The 16,743-nt window shown below is 60.2% G+C and carries 19 protein-coding genes; 9 read left to right on the plus strand and 10 right to left on the minus strand.

Annotated elements, in window-relative coordinates; translation table 11 throughout:
- Positions 1-259: 259 nt before the first annotated feature.
- Both FGA82_RS16940 and FGA82_RS16945 read left to right on the plus strand, forming a co-directional pair.
- Entirely contained in the window at positions 260-1,105 is an 846-nt protein-coding gene (locus tag FGA82_RS16940) for an AAA family ATPase (protein WP_025110627.1), read from the plus strand.
- Between the two features lie 12 nt (positions 1,106-1,117).
- A complete protein-coding gene (locus tag FGA82_RS16945; RefSeq protein ID WP_064388394.1) occupies positions 1,118-2,296 on the plus strand; it encodes a vWA domain-containing protein in 1,179 nt (392 codons plus the stop codon).
- Between the two features lie 107 nt (positions 2,297-2,403).
- Here FGA82_RS16945 and FGA82_RS16950 read toward each other — a convergent pair whose 3' ends face one another.
- The 4 genes from FGA82_RS16950 to FGA82_RS16965 all read right to left on the minus strand — a co-directional run bounded on the left by FGA82_RS16950 (position 2,404) and on the right by FGA82_RS16965 (position 6,117).
- A complete protein-coding gene (locus FGA82_RS16950) occupies positions 2,404-3,318 on the minus strand; it encodes a biotin-dependent carboxyltransferase family protein (RefSeq protein ID WP_141127932.1) in 915 nt (304 codons plus the stop codon).
- Positions 3,315-4,019 carry a 5-oxoprolinase subunit PxpB gene (pxpB, locus tag FGA82_RS16955; protein ID WP_141127933.1) on the minus strand — a complete coding sequence of 235 codons (705 nt, stop codon included), beginning with the start codon at positions 4,017-4,019 and terminating at the stop codon, positions 3,315-3,317. Before pxpB ends, FGA82_RS16950 begins: the two co-directional genes overlap by 4 nt.
- Positions 4,016-4,768, minus strand: coding sequence for a 5-oxoprolinase subunit PxpA (locus tag FGA82_RS16960; protein WP_141127934.1), 753 nt, complete (start codon positions 4,766-4,768; stop codon positions 4,016-4,018). Before FGA82_RS16960 ends, pxpB begins: the two co-directional genes overlap by 4 nt.
- A 62-nt stretch (positions 4,769-4,830) precedes the next feature.
- Complete coding sequence (locus FGA82_RS16965; protein ID WP_007911315.1) at positions 4,831-6,117, minus strand: MFS transporter; 1,287 nt, start codon at positions 6,115-6,117, stop codon at positions 4,831-4,833.
- Positions 6,118-6,276: 159 nt separating this feature from the next.
- Here FGA82_RS16965 and FGA82_RS16970 point away from each other — a divergent pair, with 159 nt between their 5' ends.
- On the plus strand, positions 6,277-7,191 hold the full coding sequence (locus FGA82_RS16970) for a LysR family transcriptional regulator (protein WP_141127935.1): 915 nt from the start codon (positions 6,277-6,279) through the stop codon (positions 7,189-7,191).
- A 111-nt stretch (positions 7,192-7,302) separates the two neighbouring features.
- On the opposite strand, the gene FGA82_RS16980 is transcribed toward FGA82_RS16970, so the two are convergent.
- The 3 genes from FGA82_RS16980 to FGA82_RS16990 are packed head-to-tail and all read right to left on the minus strand — an operon-like array spanning position 7,303 to position 9,148.
- A complete protein-coding gene (locus FGA82_RS16980; RefSeq protein WP_141127937.1) occupies positions 7,303-7,845 on the minus strand; it encodes a DUF2937 family protein in 543 nt (180 codons plus the stop codon).
- A gap of 13 nt (positions 7,846-7,858) precedes the next feature.
- Positions 7,859-8,635: a class II glutamine amidotransferase gene (locus FGA82_RS16985; protein WP_008085906.1), complete on the minus strand. Its 777-nt coding sequence runs from the start codon at positions 8,633-8,635 to the stop codon at positions 7,859-7,861.
- Between the two features lie 15 nt (positions 8,636-8,650).
- Positions 8,651-9,148: an MFS transporter gene (locus tag FGA82_RS16990; protein WP_141127938.1), complete on the minus strand. Its 498-nt coding sequence runs from the start codon at positions 9,146-9,148 to the stop codon at positions 8,651-8,653.
- 237 nt (positions 9,149-9,385) lie between these two features.
- On the opposite strand from FGA82_RS16990, the gene FGA82_RS16995 reads away from it, so the two are divergent.
- Together FGA82_RS16995 and FGA82_RS17000 are read left to right on the plus strand one after the other, a co-directional pair.
- Entirely contained in the window at positions 9,386-11,440 is a 2,055-nt protein-coding gene (locus FGA82_RS16995) for a S9 family peptidase (protein ID WP_141127939.1), read from the plus strand.
- Positions 11,441-11,641: 201 nt separating this feature from the next.
- Positions 11,642-12,115 carry a cyclic nucleotide-binding domain-containing protein gene (locus tag FGA82_RS17000; RefSeq protein WP_141127940.1) on the plus strand — a complete coding sequence of 158 codons (474 nt, stop codon included), beginning with the start codon at positions 11,642-11,644 and terminating at the stop codon, positions 12,113-12,115.
- Here FGA82_RS17000 and FGA82_RS17005 read toward each other — a convergent pair.
- Complete coding sequence (locus FGA82_RS17005; RefSeq protein WP_141127941.1) at positions 12,112-12,396, minus strand: hypothetical protein; 285 nt, start codon at positions 12,394-12,396, stop codon at positions 12,112-12,114. The genes FGA82_RS17000 and FGA82_RS17005 overlap by 4 nt on opposite strands.
- Positions 12,397-12,476: 80 nt before the next feature.
- Between FGA82_RS17005 and FGA82_RS17010 the strand changes: the two genes are divergently transcribed.
- The 4 genes from FGA82_RS17010 to FGA82_RS17025 all read left to right on the plus strand — a co-directional run bounded on the left by FGA82_RS17010 (position 12,477) and on the right by FGA82_RS17025 (position 14,705).
- Complete coding sequence (locus FGA82_RS17010) at positions 12,477-13,163, plus strand: spermidine synthase (protein WP_141127942.1); 687 nt, start codon at positions 12,477-12,479, stop codon at positions 13,161-13,163.
- A 48-nt stretch (positions 13,164-13,211) separates the two neighbouring features.
- Positions 13,212-13,583, plus strand: a complete 372-nt coding sequence (locus FGA82_RS17015; protein ID WP_007911336.1) for a YajD family HNH nuclease — start codon at positions 13,212-13,214, stop codon at positions 13,581-13,583.
- A 192-nt stretch (positions 13,584-13,775) separates the two neighbouring features.
- Complete coding sequence (locus FGA82_RS17020; protein WP_141127943.1) at positions 13,776-14,246, plus strand: RNA methyltransferase; 471 nt, start codon at positions 13,776-13,778, stop codon at positions 14,244-14,246.
- 81 nt (positions 14,247-14,327) lie between these two features.
- On the plus strand, positions 14,328-14,705 hold the full coding sequence (locus FGA82_RS17025; protein ID WP_007911338.1) for a YgaP family membrane protein: 378 nt from the start codon (positions 14,328-14,330) through the stop codon (positions 14,703-14,705).
- Between the two features lie 94 nt (positions 14,706-14,799).
- Here the strand turns inward: FGA82_RS17025 and FGA82_RS17030 are convergent, their stop codons facing one another.
- Complete coding sequence (locus tag FGA82_RS17030; RefSeq protein WP_141127944.1) at positions 14,800-16,029, minus strand: hypothetical protein; 1,230 nt, start codon at positions 16,027-16,029, stop codon at positions 14,800-14,802.
- A 35-nt stretch (positions 16,030-16,064) separates the two neighbouring features.
- Positions 16,065-16,514 carry a YcgN family cysteine cluster protein gene (locus FGA82_RS17035; protein WP_141127945.1) on the minus strand — a complete coding sequence of 150 codons (450 nt, stop codon included), beginning with the start codon at positions 16,512-16,514 and terminating at the stop codon, positions 16,065-16,067.
- Positions 16,515-16,743 lie beyond the last annotated feature (229 nt).

Genomic DNA, 16,743 nt, shown 5'->3' on the forward strand with positions numbered 1-16,743 from the left:
TCGGCGCCTCCGGGCACATGGGGACAGCTTCGCCTCCCTCGCCACAGATTCAGTGGACATGCCTGAGGGCTATCGCCAAATCAACGAGGCATGAATACTGGCCATCGGCCGAGACTGAGTCAACATGTGACGCCCCATTCAGAGACTGAATAAGCCGTCTGCGTTCACAGTCGACCGGGCTGCGCGTTATAGTCGGGCATCCGATTATTTCGCCCCCGCCCTGCCCTTCAGGTCGGCGTTACCGTTCGAGGATTAGCAGATGAAGTTCGAAGGCACCCAGGCCTACGTCGCCACCGATGACCTGAAGCTGGCGGTCAACGCCGCCATCACCCTGGAGCGGCCGCTGCTGGTCAAGGGCGAGCCGGGCACCGGCAAGACCATGCTCGCCGAGCAACTGGCCGAATCGTTCGGCGCCAAGTTGATCACCTGGCACATCAAGTCCACTACCAAGGCTCATCAGGGCCTGTACGAGTACGATGCGGTCAGCCGCCTGCGCGACTCGCAACTGGGCAATGAAAAAGTCCACGACGTGCGCAACTACCTGAAGAAGGGCAAGCTCTGGGAGGCTTTCGAGTCCGAAGAGCGGGTCATTCTGCTGATCGACGAGATCGACAAGGCCGACATCGAGTTCCCCAACGACTTGCTGCAAGAACTCGACAAGATGGAGTTCTACGTTTACGAGATCGACGAGACCATCAAGGCCAAGAAGCGCCCGATCATCATCATTACTTCGAACAACGAAAAAGAGCTGCCGGACGCCTTCCTGCGCCGTTGCTTCTTCCACTACATCGCCTTCCCCGACCGCACCACCCTGCAAAAAATCGTCGATGTGCATTATCCGGACATCAAGAAGGATCTGGTCAGTGAAGCGCTGGACGTGTTCTTCGACGTGCGCAAGGTGCCAGGCCTGAAGAAGAAACCGTCGACCTCGGAACTGGTCGACTGGCTGAAGCTGCTGATGGCTGACAATATCGGCGAAGCGGTGCTGCGCGAGCGCGATCCGACCAAAGCCATTCCGCCGCTGGCCGGTGCTCTGGTGAAGAACGAACAGGACGTGCAACTGCTTGAGCGCCTGGCGTTCATGAGCCGTCGCGGTTCTCGCTAAGAGGCTGATGCCATGTTGCTCAACCTGTTCAATGAAATGCGTGCAGCCAAGGTGCCGGTGTCGGTGCGCGAGTTGCTCGACCTGATCAACGCGCTGAAACAGCGCGTGACCTTCGCCGACATGGACGAGTTTTACTACTTGTCGCGGGCGATTCTGGTCAAGGACGAACGCCATTTCGACAAGTTCGACCGTGCGTTCGGCGCCTACTTCAATGGCCTGGAAAAACTCGATGATCACTTGCAGGCGCTGATTCCCGAAGACTGGCTGCGCAAGGAGTTCGAGCGCTCGCTGACGGATGAGGAACGTGCGCAGATCCAGTCCCTCGGTGGCCTGGACAAGCTGATTGAAGAGTTCAAGAAGCGTCTGGAAGAACAGAAGGAACGCCATGCCGGCGGCAACAAGTGGATCGGCACCGGAGGCACCAGCCCGTTCGGTTCCGGCGGCTTCAACCCGGAAGGCATTCGAGTCGGCGATGCCGGCAAGCGTCAGGGTAAAGCGGTAAAAGTCTGGGATCAGCGCGAGTACAAGAACCTCGATGACTCGGTGGAACTAGGCACGCGCAATATCAAAGTCGCCCTGCGCCGACTGCGCAAATTCGCCCGCCAAGGCGCGGCAGAAGAGCTGGACATCGACGGCACCATCGACCACACCGCCAAGGACGCCGGTCTGCTGAACATCCAGATGCGCCCTGAGCGGCGCAACACCGTAAAGCTGTTGCTGCTGTTCGATATCGGCGGCTCGATGGATGCCCACGTGAAGATTTGCGAGGAGCTGTTCTCGGCCTGCAAGACCGAGTTCAAGCATCTGGAGTACTTCTACTTCCACAACTTCGTTTATGAATCGGTGTGGAAGAACAACATGCGCCGCACCTCCGAGCGCACTTCGACTCAGGATCTGCTGCACAAGTACGGTGCCGACTACAAAGTGATCTTCATCGGTGACGCCGCCATGGCACCTTATGAAATCACTCAGGCCGGCGGCAGTGTCGAGCACTGGAACGAAGAGCCGGGTTACGTGTGGATGCAGCGCTTTATGGAGAAGTACAAGAAGCTCATCTGGATCAACCCGTACCCGAAAGACACTTGGGGCTATACCTCATCGACCAATATCGTGCGGGATCTGATCGAGGATCAGATGTATCCGTTGACGTTGCGCGGGCTTGAGGAAGGGATGCGGTTTCTGTCCAAATGACGACCAGATCATTCCAACGCTCTGCGTGGGAACGCATCCATTGACGCTCTGCGTCACAGGGACGCGGAGCGTCCCGGGCGGCATTCCCACGCGGAGCGTGGGAACGATCAAAAGCGCTGCAGATATTTGATCTGCTCACGGTGCGCGACGTCCTGCACCACCGGCCTTAACCGCACCTGCGCTCCCGGCAGACACTGCGCCAGCCGCGCCAACGCTACCGGCGTCAACGCCCCCAACCGTGGATACCCGCCAATCGTCTGCCGATCATTGAGCAACACAATCGGCTGCCCGTCCGGCGGCACCTGCACCGCTCCGAGCGGAATGCCCTCGGAAATCATCGGCTGCCCCTGATACTGCAACGTCTTGCCGAGCAAACGAATGCCCATGCGATCAGCGCGACTGTCCAGTGTCCAGGCACTGTTGAACACATCAAACAGGCTCTGCCCGCTGAACTGGCCGATCTGCGCGCCGAGCACCAGATCCAGCGGCGCATTCGATTTCAAATCCGGCCGTGAATCCACAGGCACTTCGCGAACACACAGCGATTCACCGCGATAACTCAGTGCCGCCCCCTTGGCCAGCGGCAAGCCCAGGCCATCCAGACCGCCGAACTCTTCGCGCACCACTGTCGCGCTGCTGCCCAAGACCTTGGGGGCCTCGAAGCCGCCGGGCGCCGCCAGATAAGCCCGGGCACCGAGCAGCGGTTGCGTGAACAGCAACTTCTGTCCTTTACCCAACCTGAAACTGCGCCACGGCGCCAGCGGCTGCCCGTCAATCTGTGCGCCAAGATCTGCGCCGGCCAGCGCCAGCAAGCAATCGTCTTCAGCGATGACGGCAAACCCGCCAAGCGTGATTTCGATCACCGGTACATCCAGTCGATTGCCCAGCAACCAGTTGGCCCAGCTCATCGAACACCAATCTGCCGCACCGCCCTGGGTGACGCCCAGATGCCGCACGCCGAAGCGTCCTGCGTCCTGCAACAGGCACAGCGGTGTACTCGCTTCAATCGTCAGTCGGCTCATGCCTGCACCTCCAGTGGCGTGTCGTCGCCGCCCAGATTGACGAATTCAGCGCGACTTACCGCTTCGAATCGCACTGTGTCGCCGGGTTGCATCAGGCTGTAGCCATCACGATTGCGGTCGAACAGTTTGGCCGGAGTGCGGCCGATCAGGTTCCAGCCGCCGGGAGAAACCACCGGGTAGGCCGCCGTCTGCCGTTCGGCAATGCCGACACTGCCGGCAGCGACTTTTTTGCGTGGCGTGCTCAGACGTGGCGCGGCCAGAATCTCTTCGACCAGCCCCATAAAGGCGAAGCCCGGCGCAAAACCCAGAGCGAACACCTGATATTCCCGCGCACTGTGCCGCCGGATCACCTCGGCCACAGCCAGACCGCTGCGCTCGGCGAGCAAGCTCAACTCAGGGCCGACACTCAAGTCGTACCAGACCGGAAGCACATGACATTGGCCAGCGGTTCGCGCATTCGGTGACAGGTCGCTTAACGCTTCGGCGATCAATTCCCGCGCCTGACTCGGACTCAGTGAGGTCAAATCGTAATGCACCATCAACGTCGTATAAGACGGCACCAGATCGATCAGTTGCTCACCGAATGCCGCACGCAAGCGCTCACTGGCGGCGAGCATCCACGGCATATTGGCTTCGGCGATTTCATCGAACAGACGCAGCATCAGGCAATCCAGTGCCACCACTTCAATCCTTGGGTTCATGGGGCGCTCTGCTGATTCAAGGCTTCGCGAATGCGTTGCACGGCGGCCACCGAACTGGCGTTGTCGCCGTGCACGCAAAGGGTGTTGGCGTGCAGGCGCAAGGCGCTGCCGTCGCTCGCGGTGAGGTTGTCGCCAGCGGCAATGGTCAACGCTTGCTTGATGATCTTTTCGGGGTCGTGATGCACTGCGCCCGGCAGCTGTCGTGAAAGCAGTTTGCCAGCGCTGTCGTAGGCGCGGTCGGCGAAAGCTTCGAACCACAGGGTCACTCCGTACTCATCACCGATCTGCTGCGCGGCGCAGTTGTCACGAGTAGCCATGAGCATCAACGGCAGACTGCGGTCGTAAGCGGCCACCGCCTGAATCACTGCACGCAATTGTGCGGGGTTGGCCATCATGTCGTTGTACATCGCGCCGTGAGGTTTGACGTAACTGACGCGCCCGCTCTGGGCTTTGCAAATACCGTCGAGCGCGCCGATCTGGTAATGCAGGATGTCTTGCAGCTCTTGCGCCGAATACGCCATGGAGCGGCGGCCGAAACCGACCAGATCCTGATAGGCCGGGTGCGCGCCGATCTGCACGCCGTGGCTCAAAGCCAGGCTGACGGTCTTGCGCATGATGCTCGGGTCGCCGGCGTGGAAGCCGCAGGCCACGTTGGCGCAATCGATGAAGGGCATGACCTCGGCATCCAGACCCATGGTCCAGCTGCCAAAGCTCTCGCCAATGTCGCAATTCAATAGCAGGCGGCTCACGGTGAACACTCCTGTAGGTGCTTGTCTTTTTATCTGTAGGACTTTGCTACGCAGGTTATCAGTTACTGCGCATCGAGTTGCTTGCCACGGGTTTCCGGCAGGCTCAATGCCGCGATAATCACCACGCCGTAAGACACCGCAGCAAATGCACCAATGCCGACGCTCAAAGGTACTTTCTGGCTAAGCAGACCGATCAGCAGCGGAAACAAAGCCGCCAGCGCCCGACCGATGTTGTAGCAGAAGCCCTGCCCCGAACCGCGAATTCGCGTGGGGAACAGCTCAGTCAGAAACGCGCCCATGCCGCTGAAAATTCCCGAGGCGAAGAAGCCCAGCGGGAAGCCCAGCCACAACATCACGCCGTTGCTCACCGGCAACTGCGTGTAGAGCAGAACGATGGTGAACGAACCGACTGCGAACAGGATGAAGTTCTTTTTGCGGCCGAGCAGATCGGTCAGATAAGCGCTGATCACGTAGCCGACGTAAGAGCCGACAATCACCATCGCCAGATAGCCTCCGGTGCCGAGTACGCTCAAGCCGCGTTCGTTCTTGAGGAAGGTCGGCAGCCACGAAGTGATGGCGTAATAACCGCCGAGCGCACCGGTGGTCAGCAACGAAGCGCGGAACGTGGTGAAGAGCATGCCCGGCGCGAAGATCTCGTAGAACTTCGATTGATTCTCCGGCGTTTGTTGGGCTTTAGCCTCACGATAGATCTCCGGATCCTTGACCAGTCGGCGGACGAAAATCACGAAAATCGCCGGCACGATGCCAAGGATGAACAGCGCACGCCAGGCGTCTTCCGGCGGTAACACCGAGAACAGCAGCGCATACAGAATGGCTGTCAGCCCCCAGCCCAGCGCCCAACCGGATTGCACCATGCCTACCGCTTTACCCCGGTCCTTGGCGCGGATCACTTCGCCGATCAGTACCGCGCCAGCCGTCCATTCGCCGCCGAAACCGAAGCCCATCAAGGTGCGAGCGATCAGCAGTTGTTCGTAGTTTTGCGCGAAGCCGCAGAGGAAGGTGAAGAAAGCGAACCACAGCACCGTCAGTTGCAAGGTGCGCACACGACCGATGCGGTCAGAGAGAATTCCGGCAACCCAGCCGCCAATGGCCGAGGCGATCAAGGTACTGGTGTGAATCAGCCCTGCCTCGCCGGTGGTGATGCCCCACATCGCAATCAGCGTCGGTACGACGAAGCTGAGCATCTGCGTGTCCATGCCGTCCAGACCGTAGCCGATCTTGCAGCTCCAGAACGTGCGGCGCTCCTGCTGATTGATGTTGCGATACCAGTCGAACGGCCCGGGACGCGCCGTGGCCGTGGATGCTTCAAGGGTGTCGGGAGCACGCATGGCTTATCTCCGCAGGTTTTTTATTGGTCTTGTTCGTAGCCCCGACGACGCCTATCGTGGGGACCGGATGCGTCGATTTTTCGTCGCGCGGCCCTGCCGCGTCCAACGAATAAAAACCCGCCTTAGCCATAAGAAAAATTTGTCACCCGAGCCTTGCCCATGAACCTGAAGTTTCTCGAGACCTTTGTCTGGGTCGCCCGACTGAAGAGTTTTCGCCTGACCGCCGACAAGCTGTTCACCACTCAGGCCTCGATTTCCAGCCGCATTGCGGTGCTGGAAGGCGAGCTGGGGGTGAAGCTGTTTTTGCGCGATTCGCGTGGTGTCAGCCTGACGCCCGAAGGTCTGAAAGTGCTGGAGTATGCCGAGCAGATGCTCGACACGATGTCGGCACTGAAGCAGTCGATCGAGACCCGCTCGAGCAAGGTCGGCCGGGTGCGCATCGGCGTGATGGACACGGTAATCCACACATGGCTCAGCCCATTGGTGGCGCAGATGACCGATCTGTATCCACGGGTGGAAATCGAGCTAGTGGCGGATACTTCGCTGAACCTCTGCGATCAGCTGCAAAAAGGTTTCCTCGACATCGTTCTGCAAACTGACCTGGTGCGCCATGAAAGCGTACGCAGTCTGGAGCTGGCCAGCCATCCGCTGGGCTGGATCGTCGCCAGCAATTCAATCTACAACCGCGACTACGCCGACCTCGCTGAACTGGCGCAGGAACGGATCATCACTTACTCGAAAAACTCCCGACCGCATCAGGATCTTCTGGCGTTGATGCAGGCTAATGGCATCTTGGCGCCGCGCTTGAATTGCGTGAATTCGGTGTCGGCGATCACACGGTTGTTACGCGATGGATTTGGCATTGGTGTGCTGCCACCGGTGCTGGTGGCTGAGGAATTGGCGCGGGGGGAATTGACGTTGTTGGCCATTGATCAACGGCCACCGAACTTGCAGGTGGTGGTCTCGTGGCGGGTGGGCGTTGAGTGGGTCGAGGAGATTGTGACGTTGTGTCAGCAGGTGCTGGAGGGGTATGCGATCAAGGTGGGTACTGACTACATCGCCCTGACACCATGATCATTCCCACGCTCCGCGTGGGAATGCCGCCCGGGACGCTCCGCGTCCCTTCCAAAAGCCGAACGCGGAGCGTCCGTTGAGGCGTTCCCACGCAGAGCGTGGGAACGATCATCAGAGGCCGCGCACGTCGCGGTCTTCGATCGGCCGGCTCTGGCGCAGGCGTCGACCGCCGAGAACAACCCAATCGATCAAGCGGAACAGGCATTCAATGCCGAACGACAGCAGCAACGCGCCGCTCATGCCCCAGATCATTGCTTCCGGGGTCAGCAGGATCTGGTAGCTGTAGCCGTTCCAGGTTTCCTTGCGAATGTCCGGATCGGCGGCCAGCACCACTTGCAGGAAGCGGATGTACCACGGGCCTTGCATCGCCTGGAACTGCTTGTCCAGCGCCACCTGACGCGTGAGCAAGGTGTTCAGACTGTCGGCGTCGCTGCGGAAGATCGGATCTTCACTGGCGCGGTAATGCGCGACCAGCGCCTGCATATCACCCTTGAAAAACTGCTCGGCGGTGCCCTGAAAACCGCGCAGACTGGTCTGCGCTTCGATCAGGTGCGCCTCGACGCGTTTCGCGTAATCATTGATGAAACCCGGCACCTGGACACCGATCAACAGGCCCGCCGCAAACAACACCAGCCGTACATAACTGAGCAACATGGGGTGCAATCCTTTATTCGGTCTTGCCTTGGCTTACGCATTCGCCGCGTCGCCACAGGCTCCATTGGCCCGGTTCGTAGCGGGTCCAGGTTTCGTTTTCGGTCAAAGGCTCGGTGGCGATCACCGTGACCACGTCGTTGGGCGTGGTTTCTGCCTGAAAATCGACGATCACGTCGACATCCTTCAACCGCGCCGGGCCGAACGGTGCGCGCCGGGTGATCTGTGCGAGTTTGGTCGAGCAATAGCAGAACAGCCAGTCGCCATCGCTGAGCAGGCAGTTGAATACGCCTTTGCTGCGGTATTCAGCGCAGGCGGCAACCAGATCCGGCAGCAGCGCTTCTATATCGACCGGCTCCGGGAAAGCTGCACGCACGCGGTTGAGCAAATCGCAGAACGCCGCTTCGCTGTCGGTATCGCCGACCGGGCGATAGAAACTTTTGATCGGAGTGAAATCGGCGAGCTGGCCGTTGTGTGCAAAGCACCAGTTGCGTCCCCACAGCTCGCGGACGAACGGATGAGTGTTGGACAGGCAGACCTTGCCGACGTTGGCCTGGCGAATGTGGCCGATGACCACTTCGCTCTTGATCGGATAACGCTGCACCAGGTTGGCCACTTCCGACTCGCAACTCGCCGCCGGGTCCTGAAACAGGCGCAAGCCACGACCCTCATAGAAGGCAATGCCCCAGCCGTCACGGTGCGGGCCGGTGCGCCCGCCGCGCTGCATCAGGCCGGTGAAGCTGAACACGATATCGGTCGGCACGTTGGCACTCATGCCCAGTAATTCACACATGTGCGGACTCTCGGGTTACAGGCGCGGCTCGACCCGCATGCGCTGCGGATTATTCGGCAGAGGTGGACGACCATAACGGTCATCGCCGGCGCCGCCAAACGGTTGATCGTCATCGCGATCATCGGCGCGAGCGGCGGCTTTGGCGGCTTCGGCCTGTTCACGACGCGCACGGGAAGCACGCTCGATCGGGAAGCGGATCGCCACGAAAATCAGGTAGATGCCGAAAGCGATCATGCTGTACATGAACAGATCGGAGATCGCCCGCCAGGCGTTGTTGCCGACCTTGAAGGCCAGGTCCAGCGCGGTGATGGCAATGGACGGCGCAACCTTGGCTTTCACCGGATCAATGATGGTCGGGCTGAACAGCAACACTGCCATCAGCACGCGCAGCGGCTCGCGCAACCAGCGCCACATCCAGGTGGTCAGGCGCATCCATACCAACAGGCAGCCCACGGCGGCAAAGGCGTAGAGGCCCCAGGCGATCAGATAGTCGTTCTCGGTCATGGTGTCCATGGCAAGGCAGGCAAAGAGGCGCTTATAGTAACGACTTTTCGCCCGTGCGGCTTGTCCCAATACCAGACGGCCGGCAGCAAACCCTGTGGGAGCGAGCTTGCTCGCGAAAGCGGTGGGTCAGTGAAACAAATGTCATCTGACACGACGCCTTCGCGAGCAAGCTCGCTCCCACAGGGGGCTGCGGCGGTTTCAAGATCCGCGAAAACCCTTATTCCGTACATTGTCCGAGAGCCTTTCATGCCCCAATCCGCCAACGTCCTCAGTGCCCCGATTGCCCACAAGGCGCCCGGTGCCGACCCGTATGCCTGGCTGCAGGAGCGCGACACCGACGCGGTGCTCGATTACCTCAAGGCCGAAAACGCCTGGCAGGAAGCGCAAACCGCCGATCAGGCCGAATTGCGTGAAACCCTGTTCGAAGAGATCAAGGGCCGGATTCTTGAAACCGACCTGTCCCTGCCCTCGCCATGGGGCCCGTACCTGTATTACACGCGCACCACGGCGGGCGACGAATACGCCCGGCACTACCGCTGCCCACGCCCGGCGGACGACAGCCTAAGCCTCGACGAAAGCCGCGAACAATTGCTGCTCGATCCGAATGTGCTGGCCAACGGCGGGTTCTTCTCGCTCGGTGCGTTCAGCATCAGCCCGGATCACCAGCGTCTGGCCTACAGCGTCGACGCCTCGGGCGATGAGATTTACACGCTGTTCGTCAAGGAACTGGCCAACGACAAAGTCAGCGAACTGGAATTCGAAGACTGCGACGGCAGCATGACCTGGGCCAATGACAGCCTGACCCTGTTTTTCGGCGTGCTCGACGACACCCATCGTCCACACAAGTTGTTCCGCTATCGCCTCGATGGCACTGCTGCCGAAGAAGTTTTCCACGAGGCAGACGGGCGTTTCTTCCTGCATTGCTACCGTTCCAGCTCCGAGCAGCAACTGCTGCTGTCGCTGGGCAGCAAGACCACCAGTGAAGTCTGGGCGCTGGATGCCAATCAACCGCACCTGCCCTTCACCTGCCTGGCGCCACGGGTCGAAGATCATGAATATGACGTCGATCACGGCCTGCTCGATGGCGTGTGGACATGGTTTATCCGCACCAATCGTGACGGCATCAACTACGCCCTGTATCAGGCTCCGGACACCGGCATCGCGCCGACCGAAGCCGACTGGCAAAACCTGATCCCCCACAGCGATACGGTGATGCTCGATGGCGTCAGCCTCAACACCGAGGCCATGACCCTGAGCCTGCGCGAAGGTGGCCTGCCGATCATCGAGGTTCACCCGCATGGCCTGGCGCCTTATCGCGTGCAACTGCCGGATGCGGCCTACAGCCTGTATGTGCAAAACAGCCTGGAGTTCGAGAGCGACCGCATTCGTCTGCGCTACGAGGCGTTGAATCGCCCGGCACAGGTGCGCCAGTTGATCCTTGCCAGCGGCGAACAAGCGGTGTTGAAAGAAACCCCGGTACTCGGCCCGTTCGACGCCGACGCTTACGTCAGCCAGCGTTTGTGGGCGACTGCGCCGGACGGCACGCAAGTGCCGATCAGCCTGGTGATGAAGCGCGAAATGGTCGGCCAAGCGGTGCCGCTGTATCTGTATGGTTACGGCGCTTACGGTTCGAGCCTTGATCCGTGGTTCTCTCACGCCCGCCTGAGCCTTCTGGATCGTGGCATGGCCTTCGCCATTGCTCACGTGCGCGGCGGCGGTGAATTGGGCGAGGCCTGGTATCGCGCCGGCAAGCAGGAACACAAGCACAACACCTTCAGCGACTTCATTGCCTGCGCCGAATTCCTGATCCTTAACGGCATCACCACAGCTGAGAAACTGGCGATCAGTGGCGGCAGCGCGGGTGGTTTGCTGATTGGCGCGGTGCTCAACCAGCGTCCGGATCTGTTCGGCGTGGCGATTGCCGAAGTGCCGTTCGTCGACGTGCTCAACACCATGCTCGACCCGGAACTGCCGCTGACCGTCACCGAGTACGACGAGTGGGGTAACCCAGAGGAGCCGGATGTTTACGAGCGGATCAAGGCTTACGCGCCGTACGAAAACGTTAGCGCGCAGGATTATCCGGCGACGCTGGTGATCGCCGGCTACAACGACAGCCGCGTGCAATATTGGGAAGCGGCCAAGTGGGTGGCGAAATTGCGCGCGACCAAGACCGACAACAATGTGCTGCTGCTCAAGACCGAACTGGGCGCGGGGCATGGCGGGATGAGCGGGCGTTATCAGGGATTACGTGACGTAGCACTCGAATACGCATTTGTTTTCAAGGTTTTGGGTCTGGCCTGAGGAACTCCGTCGGTCACTTGGGTCTTAATTGCAGACCCAAGAGGCCGATACTCCACAGATCCCCTGTAGGACCTGCCGAAGGCTGCGATCTTTTGATTTTGATTTTCTCAAAGGCAAGATCAAAAGATCGCAGCCTTCGGCAGCTCCTACATGGGGACCGTGTGAAGCCTGAAACAGTGAAAACAAAAAGACCGTGACGACATGTCAGAACCGACCTTCCTGAACAACGAAATCCGCGACTGGCTGATGGACTGCGGCCTGTTCGATCAATTGCAGCTGGCCGATTTTGCGGCCGCTTCCGGCTACTTCAGCATCAGCACCGTGGCTGAAGGCGAAGCGATTTTCCGCGAGGGCGATGCCGGCAGTTTCATGTGCATCCTCCACACCGGCCAGGTCGCCGTGCAGAAAACCGGGCCCGATGGTCAGGTGATCATCATGGCCACCCTGCGCAGCGGTCGGGCGTTTGGTGAAATGGCCGTGCTCGACGGTGAACGCCGCTCGGCCACCTGCATCGCCGCGACTAACTGCCAGCTATTGAACCTCGGCAAGGATTCGCTGGAAAAAATGCTCAACGACGCGCCGAAGATCGCCGCGAAGATCATCCGCGCCCTAGCCGTCTCCCTGTCGAAACGACTGCGCATGGCCGACGGCCAACTGGCGGCGCAACAGGTTTAACCGCCGGGGGTTTTCGCCTTGGTGCCGGTCGGTTCGATACCCGGAACCGGCTGATCCTTGCTCGGCGGGCTGGGCATTTCGATCGGCACCAGCGGCGGACTGCCACTGCCGGCACCGGACTTGGGAATGTTGATCGGCGTGATCTGCGGATACGGCGTCGGTGTCGCTGTCCCGGGCGAGCCGGGCTGCGGCGCCGGGCTGACCGGAATTATCTGTTGCGCCTGCACTGCAGTAATCGAGAGCACGGCCAGGGCAATGACCGTTAGAATGGTGCGCTTCATCAAGGGCTCCGTTTGGCCTCTAGTCTGCGCTCAGGCTACTCCCAACGGGCCTGCTTGCCTTCCCCCTTGTAGAGATTTCCATGAAACGTTTCGTTCTGCTCGACACCACCCCGATCCCTGAAAGCGGCGGTGCCCTGTGCCTGTTCGAGTATGGCGAGGATTTCGTCATCAAGATCCAGGGCGGCGACGGCGGACAATTGATGAACACGCGTATGCACGGCTCCGAAGATGCACTGGCTGAGATTCCCTGCCGCAAGGTCGCTGGCCGGCCGGATTCGCGGGTACTGATCGGCGGTCTGGGCATGGGTTTCACCCTCGCCTCGGCGCTCAAGCATCTGGGCAAGACCGCTGAAGTGATGGTCGCGGAACTGGTGCCCGGCGTGGTCGAGTGGAACCGTGGCCCGCTCGGCGAGAAGTCGGGCCGCCCGCTGCTCGATCCGCGCACGGTGATCCGTCAGGAAGACGTGGCCAAGGTGCTGCAAAGCGAACCGAACGGCTTCGACGCGATCATGCTCGACGTCGACAACGGCCCCGAAGGCCTGACGCAGAAGGCCAACAGTTGGCTGTACTCCGCCGCGGGTCTGAATGCCTGCGCCAAAGCCTTGCGCCCGAAAGGCGTGCTCGCCGTGTGGTCGGCCAGCGCTGATCGGCTGTTTTCCGACAAATTGAAGAAGGCCGGTTTCAAGGCCGAAGAGGTCCAGGTCTTCGCCCACGGCAACAAGGGCACGCGCCACACAATCTGGATTGCCGAGAAGGTCAAGGGCTGAGCTAAACTCTGCGCATAACCGTCATTAGTCTTTTACAAAGGTGAACCCATGAGTTCGTCCACCCCAACCAACACGTCGAAGCTGGATCGCATCCTCGCCGACAACCAGCGCGACAAGGAAATGGGCTACCGCGACAAGGCCCTGAAGATGTACCCGCACGTCTGCGGCCGCTGCACCCGTGAGTTTTCCGGCAAGCGCCTGAGCGAACTGACCGTGCACCACCGCGACCACAACCACGACAACAACCCGCAAGACGGCTCGAACTGGGAATTGTTGTGCCTGTATTGCCACGACAACGAACATTCGCGGTATACCGATCAGCAGTACTTCAGCGAAGGCTCGCTGAGCACGCCGAAGATTGCCAAGGCCACGCATAACCCGTTTGCCGCCCTGGCCGGTCTCATGAAAAAAGAAGATTAAAGTTCTTCATTGGCCTGACTGGCCCCTTCGCGAGCAAGCTCGCTCCCACACTGGATCGGTGTCATACACAAAACCACTGTGGGAGCGAGCTTGCTCGCGAAGGCGGCCGTTCGGGCACCGCCAACCCATGATCTGACCACAACCGCCCAATCCCCGTATAATCGCGCTCTTTTTCCCGAAGGCATCCCGCTCGTGGCAGACAAACGGTACAGCTGCATTGGTTTGTATAACCCCAAATCACCGGAGAACGTCGGTTCGGTGATGCGCGCCGCAGGCTGCTATGGCGCGGCGTCGGTGTTCTACACCGGCAAGCGTTATGAACGCGCCGCCGACTTCGTCACTGACACCAAACGCGTGCACTACGACATCCCGCTGATCGGCATCGACGATCTGAAAAAGATCCTCCCGCTCAACTGCGTGCCCGTCGCCGTGGAACTGGTCGAGGGCGCCCGCCCGCTGCCGGAATACACTCACCCGGATCGTGCCCTGTACATCTTCGGCCCCGAAGACGGTTCGCTGGATAAAGAGATCCGCGACTGGTGCGAAGACGTCGTGTACATCCCGACCACCGGCTGCATGAACCTCGCCGCCACGGTCAACGTCGTGCTCTACGACCGCATGGCCAAAGGCTTGAACACCCGCTCCGGGCCAAAATTCCGCTGAAGCGTCGCACATCCGATGGAACGAGCTGACCGCTCTGGCAGTCAGCTTGTTTATCGATTACTCATTGCCTGGAGAAAGATCATGACCGAACTCAAACGCGTCGAACGTATCGAATCCACCCCGTTCCAGAGTCGTTCCGAGCAGAACGTCGAAGGCTGGGAACGCATCGGCTCGCTCGCGGGCGGCGTGATCATGGTTGGCAAGGGCCTGCGCCGTGGCGGTGTGTTCGGTTTGATTCAGGTAGCGATTGGCGGCGTGGCCATGGCGCGCGGGATTACCGGGCACAGTTCGGTGAAAAGCCTGATCGAGAAGAGTCGTCAGGACATGAACAATGTGCGGGCGAAGATCGAGCGGGCCGGCGAAGAGCTGAGCAAGCTCAAGGCCAATGCCGAGGCGGCGACCAGCACCGCCACCGTGACCGGCAATGATTCGGTGAAATCGCCGAAAGCCGGGGTTTGATAGCTTAAAAGCAAAAGATCGCAGCCTTCGGCAACTCCTACAGGGAAAACGCATTCCACAGGTAGGAGCTGCCGAAGGCTGCGATCTTTGATCTTTACTGTAGCAACGCGGTATCAAGGACTTTGGAGGACTCACCGAGAACGCTCTCCGCCAGTTGCACAAACTCCTTGGTACTCACCGTCCCCAAATGCATCGCCCCACGCAACACATCATCCAGCGAACGCTTGTTGCGCGTCTTCAAACGAATCTCGCCGTCCAGTTCCTGCAACAGCACCACTGCTTTCGCCACCTGCGCCGGGCTGATCTGCTCGCCGCGCAAGGTCGTGACTTTCTGGCTGTCCCTGGCCAGTTTCGCCTGCAAACTTTGATAACGCTCATCGCTCATGCCACCGGCGCGGCGCACCAGTTCGATCGCGTAATACTCGGCAAAGCCTTCGCTGATCCAGTCACTGCGCTGCTCGTCGTTAATCCTACCGAACCCTTGTGCCAGCTCACGCACCAAAGCGCTGCTGCCGCTTTCGCTGACAAGCGGCAACCGTGTGTTCAGGTAGATGGACTCATGCGCACCGAGGCTGCCGCGCCACATCGGGTCGTTGGCGCCGACAATCAATAGTTTGACCGGATGTCGAGGATAAACCGCCTGCACCTGCGGCCAGACGAAGGTCAGCAACGTCAGCACATCCATACGGCGCATGCCCTGCCCTTGCGGCGAGGCCACGGTGACTTCGGTTTCGCCCAAACGTGTGCGGCGGCTGCCGAGGTGGCCGGCGAGCATCCAGCCGGTCGGACGGTCGAACAGGCGCGAGGGATTGTCGATGCGGAATTTGTTTTTGCCGATGCGTGGCCACGCGGTCTCGATGCTCTTCCAGCCGTCGGGCAATTCGAAATGCAGACGCGCAACCAGTTCGGTGCCGTCCTGTTGATCGAGTTTGGCCGGCGGCACCAGTTCGTCGCCACGCATCAACGCCCAATTTGGGGTCATGCGCGTGTCGAAGCTGCCGTTCTTGCGGCCGTGGCTGATGCGTACGCGGTAGGTCAGGCTGGACTTTTCGCTGGCGGGGCGCCAGACCCCGCGCGCCTGTTTGCCCGGGCTCAGCAGCCACTGGCCGTCAGCCTTGAAGTCGCTGTAATGGCTGCCGTCGCCAAGATCGAAATCGAGACTGCGCACCGCTTCGCCCTTGGCCAACGTCAGACGTACTTCGGCCTGATCGCTCTGTGGCAACAGGCGCACGTGATAATCCAGATCGACTTTCTTCGCTGCCCAGACCGGCGCGCTCAACGCCAGCAGCGCAATCATCAACGCTTGCGGCAATCCGACAGCCATACGCACTCCTTGGTAAAGCTTGAATCAGCAGGTGTTTAACCTGCGCGGAAAATCAGGTGATCTTCCCAGTCATCCTCCGGCACGCTGCCTTCGGCAAGCATGCGCCCGGATTGGGAGATCCGTTCATGGTGCACGGCGTCGCGGTCGCCGCACACCAAGTGGTGCCACAACGGCAGATCCTTGCCCTCGCTGACTAGCCGATAACCGCAGGTCGGCGGCAGCCATTTGAACTCTTCGGCCTGGCCCGGGGTGAGCTGGATGCAGTCCGGGACAAACTTGATGCGATTCGGGTAATCGCTGCACTGGCAGGTTTTCAGGTCCAGCAATTTGCAGGCGATGCGCGTGTAATAAACGCTGTTGTCTTCTTCATCCTCGAGTTTCTGCAGGCAGCACAGACCACAGCCGTCGCACAGCGATTCCCATTCCTGGTGATCCAGTTGATCGAGGGTTTTGCGTATCCAGAACGGTTCGACTTCGGCGGCCATGGCTCAAGCATCAACATCAGGTGGTGAAAAGGCCGCCAGTCTAGTGCTCAAGGCCTTGCGGGCCAAGCGTTGGCGACTGCCGGTTGCGCGGGACTTGTCAGTTTTTGTGGCGGCGCGTAGCTTTGCCAGTCGCAAGGAGCCTTGCCCGCAAGCCATTAACGCTCGACCGCGTTGCATTGTGGTGAACCCTCAGGCTCGGAAAACCCCATCGTTCAGCGCAACTGATCCC

Origin of the sequence: Pseudomonas fluorescens (assembly GCF_005938625.1) — a bacterium.
Classification (GTDB): Bacteria; Pseudomonadota; Gammaproteobacteria; order Pseudomonadales; family Pseudomonadaceae; genus Aquipseudomonas; species Aquipseudomonas fluorescens_BD.

Bases quoted from the DNA above. Each gene is read 5' to 3' on its own strand.
- FGA82_RS16940 (WP_025110627.1), top strand. From the start codon at position 260: ATGAAGTTCGAAGGCACCCAGGCCTACGTCGCCACCGATGACCTGAAG.
- FGA82_RS17030 (WP_141127944.1), bottom strand. From the start codon at position 16,029: ATGGCTGTCGGATTGCCGCAAGCGTTGATGATTGCGCTGCTGGCGTTG.
- pxpB (WP_141127933.1), bottom strand. From the start codon at position 4,019: ATGAACCCAAGGATTGAAGTGGTGGCACTGGATTGCCTGATGCTGCGT.
- FGA82_RS17010 (WP_141127942.1), top strand. From the start codon at position 12,477: ATGAAACGTTTCGTTCTGCTCGACACCACCCCGATCCCTGAAAGCGGC.
- FGA82_RS17035 (WP_141127945.1), bottom strand. From the start codon at position 16,514: ATGGCCGCCGAAGTCGAACCGTTCTGGATACGCAAAACCCTCGATCAA.
- FGA82_RS17000 (WP_141127940.1), top strand. From the start codon at position 11,642: ATGTCAGAACCGACCTTCCTGAACAACGAAATCCGCGACTGGCTGATG.
- FGA82_RS16950 (WP_141127932.1), bottom strand. From the start codon at position 3,318: ATGAGCCGACTGACGATTGAAGCGAGTACACCGCTGTGCCTGTTGCAG.
- FGA82_RS16995 (WP_141127939.1), top strand. From the start codon at position 9,386: ATGCCCCAATCCGCCAACGTCCTCAGTGCCCCGATTGCCCACAAGGCG.
- FGA82_RS16965 (WP_007911315.1), bottom strand. From the start codon at position 6,117: ATGCGTGCTCCCGACACCCTTGAAGCATCCACGGCCACGGCGCGTCCC.
- FGA82_RS17015 (WP_007911336.1), top strand. From the start codon at position 13,212: ATGAGTTCGTCCACCCCAACCAACACGTCGAAGCTGGATCGCATCCTC.
- FGA82_RS17025 (WP_007911338.1), top strand. From the start codon at position 14,328: ATGACCGAACTCAAACGCGTCGAACGTATCGAATCCACCCCGTTCCAG.
- FGA82_RS16970 (WP_141127935.1), top strand. From the start codon at position 6,277: ATGAACCTGAAGTTTCTCGAGACCTTTGTCTGGGTCGCCCGACTGAAG.
- FGA82_RS17005 (WP_141127941.1), bottom strand. From the start codon at position 12,396: ATGAAGCGCACCATTCTAACGGTCATTGCCCTGGCCGTGCTCTCGATT.
- FGA82_RS16985 (WP_008085906.1), bottom strand. From the start codon at position 8,635: ATGTGTGAATTACTGGGCATGAGTGCCAACGTGCCGACCGATATCGTG.
- FGA82_RS16945 (WP_064388394.1), top strand. From the start codon at position 1,118: ATGTTGCTCAACCTGTTCAATGAAATGCGTGCAGCCAAGGTGCCGGTG.
- FGA82_RS16980 (WP_141127937.1), bottom strand. From the start codon at position 7,845: ATGTTGCTCAGTTATGTACGGCTGGTGTTGTTTGCGGCGGGCCTGTTG.
- FGA82_RS16990 (WP_141127938.1), bottom strand. From the start codon at position 9,148: ATGGACACCATGACCGAGAACGACTATCTGATCGCCTGGGGCCTCTAC.